Source organism: Serratia sp. Z4, from assembly GCF_009900725.1.
In the GTDB taxonomy this organism is placed as follows: Bacteria; Pseudomonadota; Gammaproteobacteria; order Enterobacterales; family Enterobacteriaceae; genus Serratia; species Serratia nematodiphila.
The window spans coordinates 243,449-256,953 of the sequence record NZ_JAAABD010000004.1; the positions used below are offsets into that span (position 1 = coordinate 243,449).

At 60.0% G+C, this 13,505-nt stretch carries 16 protein-coding genes; 3 read left to right on the plus strand and 13 right to left on the minus strand.

Annotated features, from left to right (window positions below):
• Positions 1-11: 11 nt before the first annotated feature.
• Genes GT753_RS17055 through GT753_RS17070 form a run of 4 tightly spaced genes read right to left on the minus strand, consistent with a single transcriptional unit; the run spans position 12 to position 1,843 of the window.
• Positions 12-788 carry a DUF4311 domain-containing protein gene (locus GT753_RS17055; RefSeq protein WP_004937006.1) on the minus strand — a complete coding sequence of 259 codons (777 nt, stop codon included), beginning with the start codon at positions 786-788 and terminating at the stop codon, positions 12-14.
• A 30-nt stretch (positions 789-818) separates the two neighbouring features.
• Complete coding sequence (locus GT753_RS17060) at positions 819-1,115, minus strand: DUF4312 family protein (protein WP_004937003.1); 297 nt, start codon at positions 1,113-1,115, stop codon at positions 819-821.
• Positions 1,115-1,480 (minus strand): glycine-rich SFCGS family protein, encoded by a 366-nt coding sequence (locus GT753_RS17065; RefSeq protein ID WP_004937000.1) that lies wholly within the window; start codon positions 1,478-1,480, stop codon positions 1,115-1,117. The genes GT753_RS17060 and GT753_RS17065 overlap by 1 nt, the downstream gene beginning before the upstream one ends.
• Positions 1,481-1,516: 36 nt before the next feature.
• Positions 1,517-1,843: a glycine dehydrogenase gene (locus tag GT753_RS17070; RefSeq protein WP_089192640.1), complete on the minus strand. Its 327-nt coding sequence runs from the start codon at positions 1,841-1,843 to the stop codon at positions 1,517-1,519.
• A gap of 445 nt (positions 1,844-2,288) precedes the next feature.
• On the opposite strand from GT753_RS17070, the gene rnk reads away from it, so the two are divergent.
• Positions 2,289-2,699 carry a nucleoside diphosphate kinase regulator gene (gene rnk / locus GT753_RS17075; RefSeq protein ID WP_004936993.1) on the plus strand — a complete coding sequence of 137 codons (411 nt, stop codon included), beginning with the start codon at positions 2,289-2,291 and terminating at the stop codon, positions 2,697-2,699.
• A gap of 37 nt (positions 2,700-2,736) precedes the next feature.
• Here the strand turns inward: rnk and GT753_RS17080 are convergent, their stop codons facing one another.
• The 3 genes from GT753_RS17080 to GT753_RS17090 are packed head-to-tail and all read right to left on the minus strand — an operon-like array spanning position 2,737 to position 5,850.
• Positions 2,737-3,525, minus strand: a complete 789-nt coding sequence (locus tag GT753_RS17080) for a sulfite exporter TauE/SafE family protein (protein WP_015379182.1) — start codon at positions 3,523-3,525, stop codon at positions 2,737-2,739.
• A complete protein-coding gene (locus tag GT753_RS17085) occupies positions 3,518-4,399 on the minus strand; it encodes a formyltransferase family protein (RefSeq protein ID WP_015379183.1) in 882 nt (293 codons plus the stop codon). Before GT753_RS17085 ends, GT753_RS17080 begins: the two co-directional genes overlap by 8 nt.
• The gene (locus GT753_RS17090; RefSeq protein WP_021505114.1) at positions 4,396-5,850 is read right to left on the minus strand and encodes an FAD/NAD(P)-binding protein; all 1,455 of its coding nucleotides are present in this window, start codon (positions 5,848-5,850) and stop codon (positions 4,396-4,398) included. The genes GT753_RS17085 and GT753_RS17090 overlap by 4 nt, the downstream gene beginning before the upstream one ends.
• A gap of 283 nt (positions 5,851-6,133) precedes the next feature.
• On the opposite strand from GT753_RS17090, the gene GT753_RS17095 reads away from it, so the two are divergent.
• On the plus strand, positions 6,134-6,916 hold the full coding sequence (locus tag GT753_RS17095) for a helix-turn-helix domain-containing protein (protein WP_004936980.1): 783 nt from the start codon (positions 6,134-6,136) through the stop codon (positions 6,914-6,916).
• Positions 6,917-6,920: 4 nt separating this feature from the next.
• Here GT753_RS17095 and cybC read toward each other — a convergent pair whose 3' ends face one another.
• Both cybC and pmbA read right to left on the minus strand, forming a co-directional pair.
• Entirely contained in the window at positions 6,921-7,307 is a 387-nt protein-coding gene (gene cybC / locus GT753_RS17100) for a cytochrome b562 (protein WP_015379185.1), read from the minus strand.
• A 138-nt stretch (positions 7,308-7,445) separates the two neighbouring features.
• Entirely contained in the window at positions 7,446-8,786 is a 1,341-nt protein-coding gene (pmbA, locus tag GT753_RS17105; protein ID WP_004936970.1) for a metalloprotease PmbA, read from the minus strand.
• 179 nt (positions 8,787-8,965) lie between these two features.
• On the opposite strand from pmbA, the gene yjgA reads away from it, so the two are divergent.
• The gene (gene yjgA, locus GT753_RS17110; RefSeq protein ID WP_004936968.1) at positions 8,966-9,514 is read left to right on the plus strand and encodes a ribosome biogenesis factor YjgA; all 549 of its coding nucleotides are present in this window, start codon (positions 8,966-8,968) and stop codon (positions 9,512-9,514) included.
• 30 nt (positions 9,515-9,544) lie between these two features.
• Here the strand turns inward: yjgA and GT753_RS17115 are convergent, their stop codons facing one another.
• From GT753_RS17115 to aaeA, 4 genes are all read right to left on the minus strand, one after another.
• Entirely contained in the window at positions 9,545-9,844 is a 300-nt protein-coding gene (locus tag GT753_RS17115) for a barstar family protein (RefSeq protein ID WP_004936963.1), read from the minus strand.
• Positions 9,845-9,849: 5 nt separating this feature from the next.
• Positions 9,850-10,317 carry a ribonuclease gene (locus tag GT753_RS17120; protein WP_160125787.1) on the minus strand — a complete coding sequence of 156 codons (468 nt, stop codon included), beginning with the start codon at positions 10,315-10,317 and terminating at the stop codon, positions 9,850-9,852.
• Between the two features lie 280 nt (positions 10,318-10,597).
• Positions 10,598-12,565: a p-hydroxybenzoic acid efflux pump subunit AaeB gene (gene aaeB / locus GT753_RS17125; protein WP_156866272.1), complete on the minus strand. Its 1,968-nt coding sequence runs from the start codon at positions 12,563-12,565 to the stop codon at positions 10,598-10,600.
• Positions 12,565-13,500 carry a p-hydroxybenzoic acid efflux pump subunit AaeA gene (gene aaeA, locus GT753_RS17130; RefSeq protein WP_004936954.1) on the minus strand — a complete coding sequence of 312 codons (936 nt, stop codon included), beginning with the start codon at positions 13,498-13,500 and terminating at the stop codon, positions 12,565-12,567. The genes aaeB and aaeA overlap by 1 nt, the downstream gene beginning before the upstream one ends.
• Positions 13,501-13,505 lie beyond the last annotated feature (5 nt).

Genomic DNA, 13,505 nt, shown 5'->3' on the forward strand with positions numbered 1-13,505 from the left:
CATCCCGCTCCTTATTTACCGCTCAGGGTGTTGTGAATGGCGTCCAGCCAGCCCGGCACGCCGAGGCTGAAGGACTCGAGAACTTTCATGTCGAAGCCGCGGAAGAAGCCGCTCAGCACGAACAGCAGCACGATCACCGCCATCATGATCTTGGTGATCTTGTTCCAGCCGCTCTCTTCCACGCCCTTGCCGATCAGAATGCCCAGCACCAGGCCCGGTACGGCGTTGCCCATGATCAGCTGCGCCAGGCCGCCGAAGATGGTGCCCCAGAAGCCGGAACGGCGCCCGGCGTCGATCGCCGCCAGCCAGAAGATCACCGGCATCACGGTGTTCACCAGCAGGTTGGCCGCCGGCACCAGCACCTTGATCGCGGTAACCTGCAGCGCGGCAGGCACGGCGGAAGCGGTGGTATTGAGGAAGGCCACCACCAGCATGCCGATGATGCCGCAGGCGATAGCCATTTTTTTCGGATCGTGCAGCGTTTGCGCCAGATTGCGATTCTTGACCATCAGGGCCGCCGCACCCCAGTGCGGGATGATGCGGTGATCGACGTCCTGCGTGAAGGAGCCCGCCGCCACGGAAGACGCCCAGGCGTTGAAGAAGAAGCCCAGACCGAATGAGAAGTGGGAAGCCGGATCGCCCTCGCAGGAGTTCAGCTCGCCCAGGGTGCGAAACGCTCCCATGCCCTGTGTTGTCGGTGCGTGGAACATGCGTGCGGCGCCGGCCCCTACGCCGACCCCCACCAGCCCACCGATAATAATCGATTTAAATAAGATGATTAAAAACATCAGTATACCCTTTCATTTATGCTAACGTTTTTATTTCGTGACGAAGACAACCTTCTCGGTATTGATAATGGTTACGTTCACGGTTATTTCCAGAGAAACGGCATAGCTCTTTCTTTCACGCGGCAAAAAGAAGAAAAGAAATTTCTCTTTAGTTATTTTCTCTTCCGCCTTCACTACGCTGACGTCCTGCGGCTCGATGCGCAGCAGAATATTGTTGGTGGACTTTAATACCGCGCCCTGCACATTAGCCAAGGCGGAAGCAAAAGCTTTCGCTTTGCTGTCGCCTTTACCCTCCACCTTTACCGATGTGGTATATTGCTCTTTCATTATGGGTTGCCATGTTTTTTGACGTAGGCTTCCACCAGTTTCTGGCCCAGCTCTTCTTTATCCATAAAGCCGAAACCCAGCACGTTGCAGCCTTCGTTAATTGCCGTCACGCCCTCTTCCACCGAACGCATGCCGTATTTGGCTTTGTAGCCGTATTTGGTTTGCGCGGTAATCGCACCGGCGCCGCCGCTGCCGCAAAAAGAGATGCCCAGCTGCGCGTTTTCCGCTTTCATGACGTCGCCCAGCTTCATATCCGCCGCCACGCCGGGGATGACCACCGCTTTTCCGCCTGCGTTTTCAACGCCCTGGCCGACTTTTTGCCCTTTGCCCAAACGATCGCCGATCACTACGGTAATTTGACCCATGGTATATTCTCCTGATTGAAATCGATGCGTTAACCGCTATGCGTTATTATCTTTCGCCACTTCGAAGTGCACGGACAGCAAATAGGCCTCTTCGATAGGCAATGTGCCAAACTGATCCACCACGCGCTCCGCCATTTGCATGGACTCGGCGGAAATTTCGTCGAACAATGATTTATCCACCTCCGGCAACGGCTCACCGGTTATTGAGCGCAGCACCATGGCGCGAATATGCGATTCCAGCATCTGTTGCTGCACCGCATTGGTATAAATATTCTCAGCATTCAGCATAGCGGTAATATCCGCCAGCACCCGAGCGGTGATCTCACCGGCTTCGCTGATATCGGATTGTTCAATTTCTTTTATCGAAGCAGATCCATCATTCACTTTTCAGTACCCCTAGATCCCACATTAATCAGTAAGCCGTAAAGCGCATCACCTGAATAACCCGCTTTCTGTGATGTCTTTACCCTACCCCCGGTAAGATTTTCTGTGGAGACCGGTTTTTTCCAGTTCGAAGTGGAAATCGAATGACGCGCGGAGATCCATTTCGCAAAACGGCGCTACGGCGAAAAAGTAAATGAGATAACAATTACATAACCCGGCTAACGGTTTTTTTTTGCCTCGATTGACGATAAAAGCCTTCGTGATCGGGATCTCTTTCTTTTCTCGCCCCAACCGCCTACTATCAATGGGACAAATCGACATTACCCACACCCCCGCTCCTCTGGCGCGGGGGTGTTGCTTTGTGTTGTTTTTCCGAATTTATGGGCGCACAGACTGGCGCCCTTTGATTTGACTGGAGAGTGGAATGACCAAACCCATCATTACTATTAATGAGCTGGATGCGGAACGCCTGGATGCGCTATTGGAACAACCGGCCTTTGCCAACACCGACGTCGCCGCCGCGCTGAACGACGAGTTGGATCGCGCGGAAATCCTGCCGCCGGAGAAAATGCCGGCCAACGTGGTGACCATGAACAGCCGCGTGCGTTTTCGCGATCTGCACACCGATGAAGAGCATGTGCGCACGCTGGTCTACCCAGCTTCGCTGAAAGACAGCCACGATCAGCTGTCGGTGATGGCGCCGCTGGGCGCAGCGCTGCTCGGCATGCACGTCGGCAAGCAGATCTCCTGGCAATTGCCGAACGGTGAAGAAGCGCGGATTGAAGTGCTGGAATTGCTGTACCAGCCGGAAGCGGCGGGCGAATACCACCGTTAAGCGGTTTTCAGGGCGGCATCCGGCCGCCCTTTCTGTCTCAGAGGCAGATAGCGATCAGCACGGCGATCAGCAGCAGCACGTAGATTTTGGCATGCAGCGCATCGCTCACCTTCGGCAAACAGCGCCTGGCAAACACGATCCCCGCAATCCCCGCCGCCACCAGCAGCCCCAGAATGTTCAGATTGACGTAACCCAGATACTGCGGCCCGCTCATCTCGCGCCACCCCAACACGATATACATCAGCGCCCCGATCACCGCCACCGGGATCGACAGCGGGTTGGCGGCGCTGACGCAATATTTCATGTCGTAACCATGGCGACGCAGCAGCGGCACGGTCATCACGCTGCCGCCCACCCCCAGCAGCGTGGCGATGCCGCCGATCAACGGCCCGCCGCCCCACAACGTGGCGGGAGACAGTTCGGCGCGCGCCGGTTTGATCAGGAAGCCCCGGCGGAACAGACAGTCGGCGATGGTCACCGTCATATAGACCACAAACAGCCAGCGGATCACGCCGTCCGCCAGCAGCGAGGAGGCGAACGCGCCCAGCGCCGCGCCGATGCCGATGAAAAAGATCAGCGGTACGATGGTTTCTCGCAGCAGGTTGCCGCTGCGCCAGTTGGTCAGGGTGGCATAACTCGCGTTGAGGATCATCACCGCTGTCGAGGTCGCTACAGCAATATGCATCGCCTGGCCGGGCTGCTCGCCCGAGGCGGAGATCAGGTGATAGACAAAAGGCACCACCACAAAGCCGCCGCCGAAGCCGAACAGAATGGTGGTGATGCCGGTCAGAAAACCGGCACCCAGTACAATCAACGTTTCAATCATGGCCGTGCGCCCGCACGAAGTCGTCGAACCCGGCGCAGAACTGCCCCGCCAGCGGATGGAAACGATCGCCGACGAACAGCCCCAGATACTGATCGCGCACGGCGTCGTGATCCACCAGCTCAATGCCCGCCTGTTCCGCCCGCGCCAGCGTCTGTGCGTCCGGGAAGCCCCAATAGCGCGAATCACCCTGCTTTTCCGCCGCTATCGCTTCGCGCCGTTCCGCCCGCATGAGCTGGCGCGCCAGGAAGGTGCCGCTTTGCACGCCCAGCAACATCATGTTTTCCAGGAACGACAGATCGTGACGCAGCTCGGCGGGCAGACGGGCGAGCACCGGGCCGGCGTCCCAGTGCTCATCCATTTCATGCAGCGTCACCGCACAGCCCTTGTCACCGTTCATCATTGCGCGGAATAGCGTCATCACCCCGCGATAGCGCGGCAAGTCGCCGGGGTGCAGGTTCCACAGCAGCTTGCCGCGTCGGCTGAAGGCGCGCACATAGTCGGCGGAGAATTTCTGATAGCAGCGCAGGGAGATCACCGCGTCCATATGCTCCAGGCTGCTGATAAACGTGGCGTCATTGATGTCGAGAACGCGATGCGCTTTGACCCCGGCGGCGGCCAGGAACAGGGCCGGCGGTTGATAGGCACCCTCACAGGCGGCGGCGTTGCGGCCAACGAACGGGAATACAAAATCGTTCAGCACCTCGCGCTCGTACAGCCCCAGGCGGCGAACCGCCGGCTCCTGGGTGCGGCCGCCGCTTTTCGCCAAGGGGAAATACACCGTAAAAGCACACTCGCCTTTCAGGGCGGCGATCAGATCCTGACACACCAGCCAGGAGAAAATGTCGTTGCCGACAAAGAGCGCTACGTTTTTCATACTTCAGCCTTCTTTGCGTTGAAAATAGGGTTGTTGAACACGATTTTGCTGATATCCCGCGTGATGGATTCCATCGCCGAGGTATAAAAAAGATCGCCCTTGGCGGGCGCGCCGAGCGAGTAGAGATGCTGCTCACGGCCGCGTCGGTCGGCGATTTTCAGCGTATGCGGGTTGCACTTCACGCCACCGAACAGGTTCTCTTGCACCAGCCCGTCTTGCAGCAGCTGCTGGCTCAGGCGGTTGGGCGGCAGTTGATAGGAAGGCGTGGTGCAGTTGAACAGATACTGCGCGCGCACCCGCGTCTCATGGCAACGAAGGATAAACCCGTCCGTTGCCTTGCTGATATCCACCAGGCCGCCGCAGGCGCGCAGGCGTTGGCTCTCCAGCGCCGCCACGATCTTGTTGGCATTCTTGATCGGCATGGCGTGCCGATTGCGCATCCAGGAGGAGTTGTAAAAGCGCATGAAGACCTGCCGGTTGTTGGCATCCATCTTGACCCAGGCGGCGCACACCGCCGGGTGGATCGCCGCCAGATAGCTGCAGATATGCTCCCTGGCAAAGCGCGCGCGATCGAGGCTGTCCGCCAGATCGCGGTAGCAATCGCGCCTTTCCCCCAGCGCCGAGAGCACCGTCAGCCGCTCCGGCCCCGGATAGTGGCGCGCCAGCGCGGCGTTGATCGCATGCACCAGCTGATGCGCGTCAATAAAATCGCGGCCGGCGACAAAGCGCCGCAGCGCCTCAACAAACGCCTCCGGCGGCGGACGCATCAGCGCCGGCTGCACGCTGGGGAACAGGCCCGAGCGCGACAGGGCGCAGATGTCGGTCGCTCCCAGCCGCTCCATCAGTTCAACGATGGCGTCAATCGCCGTCAGGCTGCAGCCGATCACGCCGATGCTCGAATAAGGGTTGATCGGCGGCAGATCCTGATGAGCCTGATAAGCGATCACCCCATCCACTGGGTAAAGGCATTCCGGCGGGTTGTGCCCCGAACACAGCACCAGCGCGTTCATCTGCTCGGCGCCGCCGCAGGCGGTGGTCAGCCGATAGCCGGCTTCGTGCGGCGCGATGGCATTCACTTCGGCGGTCACGAAATTCAGCGCTACGTTACTGTCCGCCGCCATATATATCGTCATGTCGCGAATAAAATCGAGATATTCCCGATACAGCCAGCGCGGCGGATAACGATCCTGGCAAAACTGCGGAAAATGCATGGCGATCCAATCAACGAAGTGCGCTTCGTCGAAAATATCCGCCGACATATTTTCCGGCGTCATATTTAATATATGGCTGTCAAAATCGCTGCTGTATGCCATACCGCCTTTAAATCCCTGCTTGTCGAAAACCGTCAGGGAAAGCGGCCTTTTGCAATGATTAACCGACTTATTTTTTATAAAGTTATAGGCAAAAGAGATGCCGGCGGCCCCGCCGCCAATCACACCGAACTTATACATGAAATATCACCTTATAGTCATTGAACTGCGCTAAGAACTATTGCTTCAGGTGTTGGAATAAAATGACGCTTTATTCCTTATTAACTTCTTGTATTGCGAGAACGAGAACCTTCGTCCCACCCTGGTGTGAAGACTTGTACGGGCTTCATGGCCGATAAAATAACGGCGCCCCGAACAAGCGTTATTTTTCTGCCCCGATAGTAGGGCGACCGTCGCTGGCTTGCTTTATATGAAAGGCCAACTATCATTGCGTTTCGGCCAATTTGCCCGCCAAAGGGAACACATGCGCAACGTCCGCATTGATGACATCGACCACGTAACCCGCGCGGTGATCGCCATCGGCACCGATTATCCGCCGGGGCACCTGCTGCCAATGCACAGCCACCGGCGCGCGCAGTTGCTGTACGGCGCTACCGGCGTCATGCACGTTTTCACGCAGCAAGGTAATTGGGTCGTTCCGCCGCAGCACGCGGTGTGGCTGCCGCCGCAGATGCCGCACGCGGTGCGGATGGTCGGCGTCACCACCCGCAGCCTGTATCTCGAACCCGGCGCGTTACCCGCCGAACGCCCGCAGGTATGTCAGGTGGTCAGCGTCACGCCGCTGATGCGCCAGCTGTTGATGGCGGCGGTGGATATGCCGCTGGAGTATGAACAACAGGGCCGCGACGGCGCGCTGGCGGCGCTGCTGCTGCACGAGCTGGCCCGGCTGCAACCTTTACCGTTGCACATCCCGCTGCCCGCCGATCCTCGGCTGGGTGAGCTGTGCCGCGCCTTTTTGCAACACCCCGACGCCCACGACTCCGCGCAGCGGTGGGCCCCGCGTCTGTACATGAGCATTCGCACCTTCAGCCGCTTCTTTCGCGCGCAGACCGGCCTGCCTTTTTCGCAATGGCGCCAGCGCGCCTGCGTGGTGCTGGCGCTGGCGCTGCTGGCCGAAGGGCACAGCGTGACGCAGGTAGCGATGGAGATGGGATATGACAGCAGCGCGGCGTTTTCAACCATGTTCCGCCGCGTGCTGGGGCAGGCGCCCTCCTCCTATTTGACGGAAGACGGGCGCGACGGTTGACGGATTAGCGGAATTTCTTGTGGTTGGCGTCGCGGGTTTGTTTGAAGCCTTGCGCCAGCTGCTTCGCTTCAGCGACTTTGCCCTGATTGGCCAGCGCCAGCGCCTGATCGATCTGGCCGATCAGGGTATCCAACCCGCTGCGGAAATCTTTCATCTCCGGGCTGTCGGCGGCTTTGTCTTCCAGCTTCGGCGGGGTGCCCTGTTTGGCATCCTGCGCGGCGGCGCGCATGTTCTGCAGGCTCTGTTTGAGGGTAGCGGCGGAGTCGGTATTCAGCACCGTTTTGTAGTTTTCCGCCAGGGTGTCCATATCGTCGCCCAGATCGGCGGCGACCGCCAGCGAACTGGCTGCCAGCAGCGTCAACGCCGCCAACGCTTTCAGGGTATTCTGCATGTTTGCTCACCTTCCAGTTATTGTTGTAATTAACCCACCGTTACCATAGGCAAGGCCGGGAAAAATCGAAACCGGAGATTTGTAAGCAAGGTTGAGACGGGATAATGCGCGGCCGGCGGGCGCCGGCCGCGCAGCGGATCACTGGCCAGCGATCTTCATTTCCGGCAGCAGCACCGAACCGCACTGGATATTGCTGCGGGTTTCGATATCGCTGCCGACGCTGACGATGTTGCGCAGCATGTCTTTCAGGTTGCCGGCGATGGTGATCTCGCTGACTGGGTACTGGATCTCGCCATTTTCCACCCAAAAACCGGCGGCGCCGCGAGAATAATCGCCGGTGACGCCGCTGACGCCCTGGCCCATCAATTCGGTGACCACCAGGCCGGTACCGAGCTGCTTCAGCATGCCGGCGAAGTCTGCGCCCTGCCCGGCAATGCGCCAGTTATGGATGCCGCCGGCATGGCCGGTGCTGTGCAGGCCCAGCTTGCGCGCCGAGTAGCTGGTCATCAGCCAGGTTTGCAGCACGCCATCCTTGACGATATCGCGCCGCTGGGTGCGCACGCCCTCGCTGTCGAACGGCGTCGACGCCAGCCCTTTCAGCAGGTGCGGATGCTCCTCGACGGTCAGCCACGCCGGCAGGATCTGCTTGCCGAGCGAGTCCAACAGGAAGGTAGATTTGCGATAAACGCTGCTGCCGCTGATGGCGCCTACCAGATGGCCGAACAATCCGGTGGCCACCTCGGAGGCGAACAGCACCGGCGCCTTCATGGTCGACAGTTTGCGCGGCGCGAGACGCGCCAGCGTGCGGCGGGCGCACTCCTGCCCCACCCACTCGGGGCTGTGCAGATCGCCCATCGCCCGGCCGATGGTGTAAGCGTAATCCCGCTCCATGTCGCCGTCCTGTTCTGCGATGACGCAGCTGGACAGCGAGTGACGGCTGGAACAGTAGCTTTGCAGCATGCCGTGGCTGTTGCCGAACACCTTGATGCCGTAGTGGCTGTTGAAGCTGCCGCCTTCGGTGTTGGTAATGCGTTTGTCCGCCGCCAGCGAAGCCTGCTCGGCGCGCGCCGCCAGCTCGATGCCGCGCTCGGCGTCCAGCTCGGTCGGGTGGAACAGATCGAGATCCGGCGCCTCGAACGCCAGCAGATCTTTCTCCGCCGGGCCGGCGCAGGGATCCTCAGAGGTATAGCGCGCGATGTCCAGCGCCGCCTGTACGGTGCGAGCGATGGCGTCCGGGCTGAGATCGGTGGAAGAGGCGCTGCCTTTGCGCTGGCGGTGATACACGGTAATGCCCAGCGCGCCATCGCTGTTGAACTCGACGTTTTCCACTTCGCCGAAGCGGGTGCTGACGCTGATGCCGGTCGATTTGGTGACCGCGACTTCCGCCGCGTCGGAACCGGCGCGGGCCAGCTCCAGCGCCTGAGAAACGGCCTGTTCCAGCGCCTTGCGCTGTTCTGCAACTTGAGTGACTACTTTCATCAATCTGCCATAATTAATCAGAAAATCGTTGAGAAAAGTGCCGGAGCGGCGTAGTTGTGCACGCGGAGCGGCGCGCAAAAATCCTGAGATCTCTGCCGTTGAGTCTAACAGGAACCGCGTTGAATTTCGCATAAAGCCGGCAACCTGTTAGGATTAGCCTCTTTTTAACGGAGCCTACCATGAACAAACAGCCTGAAGACTGGCTCGACGATGTCCCGGAGAATGAAAACGAGGACGATGACGAGATTATCTGGGTCAGTAAAAGTGAGATTAAACGTGATGCCGAAGCGCTGAAAGACCTGGGGGCCGAAATGGTCGATCTGGGCAAAAACGCGCTGGATCGCATTCCGTTGGATGAAGATTTGCGTGCCGCCATCGAACTGGCGCAGAAGATCAAAAAAGAGGGCCGTCGCCGTCAGCTGCAGCTGATCGGTAAAATGCTGCGCGCCCGCGATATCGAGCCGATCCAGACCGCGCTCGACAAGCTGAAAAACCGCCACAACCAGCAGGTTTCGCTGTTCCACAAGCTGGAAGCGCTGCGCGACCGTCTGGTCGAAGAAGGCGATGACGTCATTCCGTCGATCCTGGATCTGTACCCGGCCGCCGATCGCCAACAGCTGCGTTCACTGGTGCGCAACGCGCAGAAAGAGAAGGCCGCCAACAAGCCGCCTAAGGCTTACCGCCAGATCTTCCAATACCTGCGCGAGCTGGCCGAAGCGGCCGACTAAGCGCCGCCGCCATCCCGGGATGAACCCGTTTCATCCCCGGTGATGTGCCGGTTCGCCGCTGCTTTCGCGGATATTGAAGCGCAGGCTGCCTTCCAGCTCTTCTTCCGCCTCTTCAAACAGCAGAATGATCGCGCCGAAACGACGCTTGCTGCGGGCATTCAGGTGAGTGAACTCGATTTCCACCGGCAGACCGATATCGCCGGTCACTACGTCCCACAGCGCGTCGAGGTTGGCGCCGAATCCCTCGTCCAGCGCAAACTTGTGCGCAAAATCGCGGTAGAAGGTCGGCACATCCTGGATCTGTTCAAAATCAAACTCTACTTTTGCCATCAAACTCACTCCACACGAATGAAGTTTTTGTAATGGTCGCGCGTGACGAAGATCAGACCGTCGCTCGAATACAGCAGGCGATCGGCGCCGCGCCGGCCACACTGGTAATTGATGTCCGCTTCGCGCCAGACCCGGCCGCCGGCGCTCGGCAGTTGCCCTTCACGGTTAGAGAATCGATCGCCGCCAATCGCCTTGCCCGGCAATACTGCACAGAGGTTGCCTGAACGCGGGTCCCAGCCCTGCTCGCGCGCCTGCTTCTTGGTGACGTAATAGCCCGGAAGCCGCTGATGCTGCTGCAGGTAACTCACCACCGTTTGCTGCTGCGTGAGCCGATCGATGCTCTGCTGTTGCCCCGCCGGCGCTTGTACCCCCGTTGCATTGCCGCCGATCGCACGGTGCTCGTTGCCGCGCAGCGCGCTGAAGACGGCGATGACCACGGCGATGACAATCGCCAACAGAATCCGCTTGTTCATGACATTCCCTGCAATTATGCCGCCGAAGGCGCCGCAGCTCCCCCAGGCTAGTTAGGTATATAGCCGACCAGGATGAAACTAAGATGACCGGCACGTCACGTTTTCGCGGCGGTAAGCGTTTCATCCACTCATGACAATGATGCCACTTTCCAGCCGTTCTGGCACTCGGAGTCTCTCTGAAAACGGGCCGCCTCACATGAGACGGCTCGCCATGCCAGGCGCTGCTTTCAGTATAGTCAGGGAAGGCGCCGCACAACGCGGCGCAACAGGAGGGAACGCATCAATCGATCAAGGCGTGACGATAGCGATGCAGCATGTCGGCCAGGCGTTTCACCGGCCCGGTGACGCTGAGCGGCGCCTGATTGTCCACCAGCTTCTGCTGGTACTCGTTCATTTCACCCAGCAAGCGATCGTAGTAATAGGCGCGCTTGACGTCGTTCTTGGCGGAGACCACCCGATCGGCGGTGCTGCGGATCTGGCGGTGGAAGGCCGACAGCTCTTCGCTGACCGGAATCTCCGCCCGCTGCATGCGCTGGTGGGCAATGATCAGGTTCAACGCCAGACGATACTTGGCGATGTCGTTCGGGAACATCATCAGCAGCTGGTTAAGCTGCTGATACAGCGCAGGCAGATGGTTTTGCCGACGACGCGCCGCCTTGGTGGTCAGCGCCGACACCGCGCTGCTGACGAACTGGTTGAGCAACGTGCGGCCGGTGCGTTCACGCGAATTGTCGCGGATCAACAGCAGCACCATCAGCCCAACGCAGCTGCCGAGGAACTGGCCCAGCGCCCCGTCGAGAAACTGGGTGACGTTGAACTCCATCGGGTTGCTCAGCACCAGAATGTTGATGGTCCCGGCCAGCAGCCCCAGCGAACCGAGCCGCCGCTTCTGCACCTCGATGCCGATGAAAAACGCCAGCAGGCCGAGGCTAAGACACAGCAGCAAAATGCTCTGCTGCGTCGCCGGCAGGATCACCATGAAGAACAGAGAGCCGACCGGGATCGCCGCCAGCATGCCCAGCACGAAATCCATCGCCACCATGCGCGGTGCCGGGGTGCGCATCGCCAGCGAGGTGATGACCGCGATGATCACCATAAAACCGCTGCCGGACGTCCAGCCGGTCCACAGCCACAGCAGGCTGCCGAAGGCCGTCGCCACAAAGGTGCGCAGGCCGTTGATCATCGCGTGATGCCCTTCCGCCGAAGTCGGCTTGACCACGGTTTCGTTGCTCAACACCCCCTCTTCCACCGCGCTGATACTGCAGTTGGCGTGCACGCCTTTCGACAGCAGCAGGTAGCGCGTCGCCGCGCCGACCCAGCCGGTGAGGGTCGGCAGCGTTTCCTCGGAACGATGCGTGGTCAGCACCTGGCGCAGCAGCTTCATGCGCTTGTGGATCTCCAGCGGGGTTTCCGCCGGGACCATCAGCTGCTCACGCAGGCTGTCTTTCAGCGCGTCCGGGTGATTCAACAAGATCAGATAGGTTTCGCAGGCCTGGGTGATCAGCGTCAGCGACAGGGTATGCAGCGCTTTTACCCGGCGGTTGACCTTCTGCCAGCGCGAGGACTCCATCATCAGGTTGTTGCGCATGCCGTCCAGCGCCGTGGTGCTCTTCACCAGATTGCTCCAGGCGCGGTCGATATCCTCTTTGTCGGCATTGCTGATGCACATCTGCATCAGGCGGTATTGCGCCACCAGCAGTTGATCCACCGCCCGATCGATGTCCTGTTTGATCGAACGCGGCGAGAACAGCAGATCCGCCAACACGGCGCTGACGATCCCCAGCACGATCTCGCTGCAACGCTCGATGGCGAACTGCGGCGCTTCCAGCAGATGAGACTCGCTGGTGGCGACCGTCACGATGATGATCAGCGCGGTATACCCGGCCAGCCCCCAGGCATAGGAGTTCTCCACCTTGATAAGCGAAGAGAGCCAGGTGCAGAAACCGGCCCAGATGCAGCACAGCAACAGCATCACCACCGGCGCACGGGCGGTGGTGATGATAATGATCAGGCCGACGAAGCAACCGATAAAGGTGCCGATAATGCGCAGCCAGCCGCGGTGGCGGATGGCGCCGGAGAAGGGTTCGCCGCCGGCGGCAAAGGCCGGGCCGGCGGCGACGATGGCGGCGGTCATCGCCGACCAGCGCGGGGTTTCCAGATTGAGATGGAAGCCGACGAACAGCGCAAACACAATCGCGAAGCTGAGTTTGAAGGCGAATCTCAGCCGGATAAAGGTTGGGCTGCTCATTAGCCGAACTCACGCAGCCGGTGCATCAGGCGCACAAAAGGCGAGCCGCTGTCGGCATTGCGATCGTTCTTGCCGACGATCACCACGGTGGCGGTGGTGCCGGCCGGGTACGGATGCTGTTGATCCTTGGCGTCCAGCAGGATCTTCACCGGCACGCGCTGCGCCAGGCGCACCCACTCCAGGTTGCTGTCGATCGAGGCCAACCCTTTGTTGTTCACCGTGCTGCTGCTGTTGTTCACCGCCGCCGCCACGCTGTCGACGGTACCGTGCATGATGCGGTTGCTGCCGAGCGGGGTGATCTCCGCGCGGTCGCCCTTATTCAGGCCATTCAGCTTGGTTTCTTCCAGGTACGCCAGGATGTAGAAGGAATCTTTCTTCACCAGCGCCACCGCCACCGAGCCGCGGGTGATGTATTCGCCGGCATGGACGTTGAGGTTGGTGATCCAGCCATCGGCCGGCGCCCGCACCGTGGTGCGTTCCAGATCCAGCTGCGCCAGCTCGCGCGCCGCAATGGCCTTCGCCAGCTGGTGCTGCACGGTCTGCAGTGAGTTGTTCGACTGGTCAATCTCTTCCTGCGACATCGCCTGCACGCCCAGCTTCACGCGGCGGCCGGCCTCGCGCCGTTTTTCCGCCGCCAGCGTCTGATAGTAGGCGACGTCGGCGCCGGCTTCCGCCAGCGCCTGCTCATAACGCGGCCGATCGACCACGAACAGCACCTGGCCTTTCTTCACCAGTTGGTTATCCACCACCGGCACGTCGGTCAGCAGGCCGCTGACGTCCGGGGCGATCGCCACCACATCGGCGGTAAACTTGGCATCACGCGTCCACGGCGACTCGGTGTAGAACACCCAGGCCTTGAATATCGCGGCGATGCCCAACAGCACAAGAATCAAAGTGATCGCGATTCGGGTTATTTTTATCGAAAAATTTTTCACAGCGA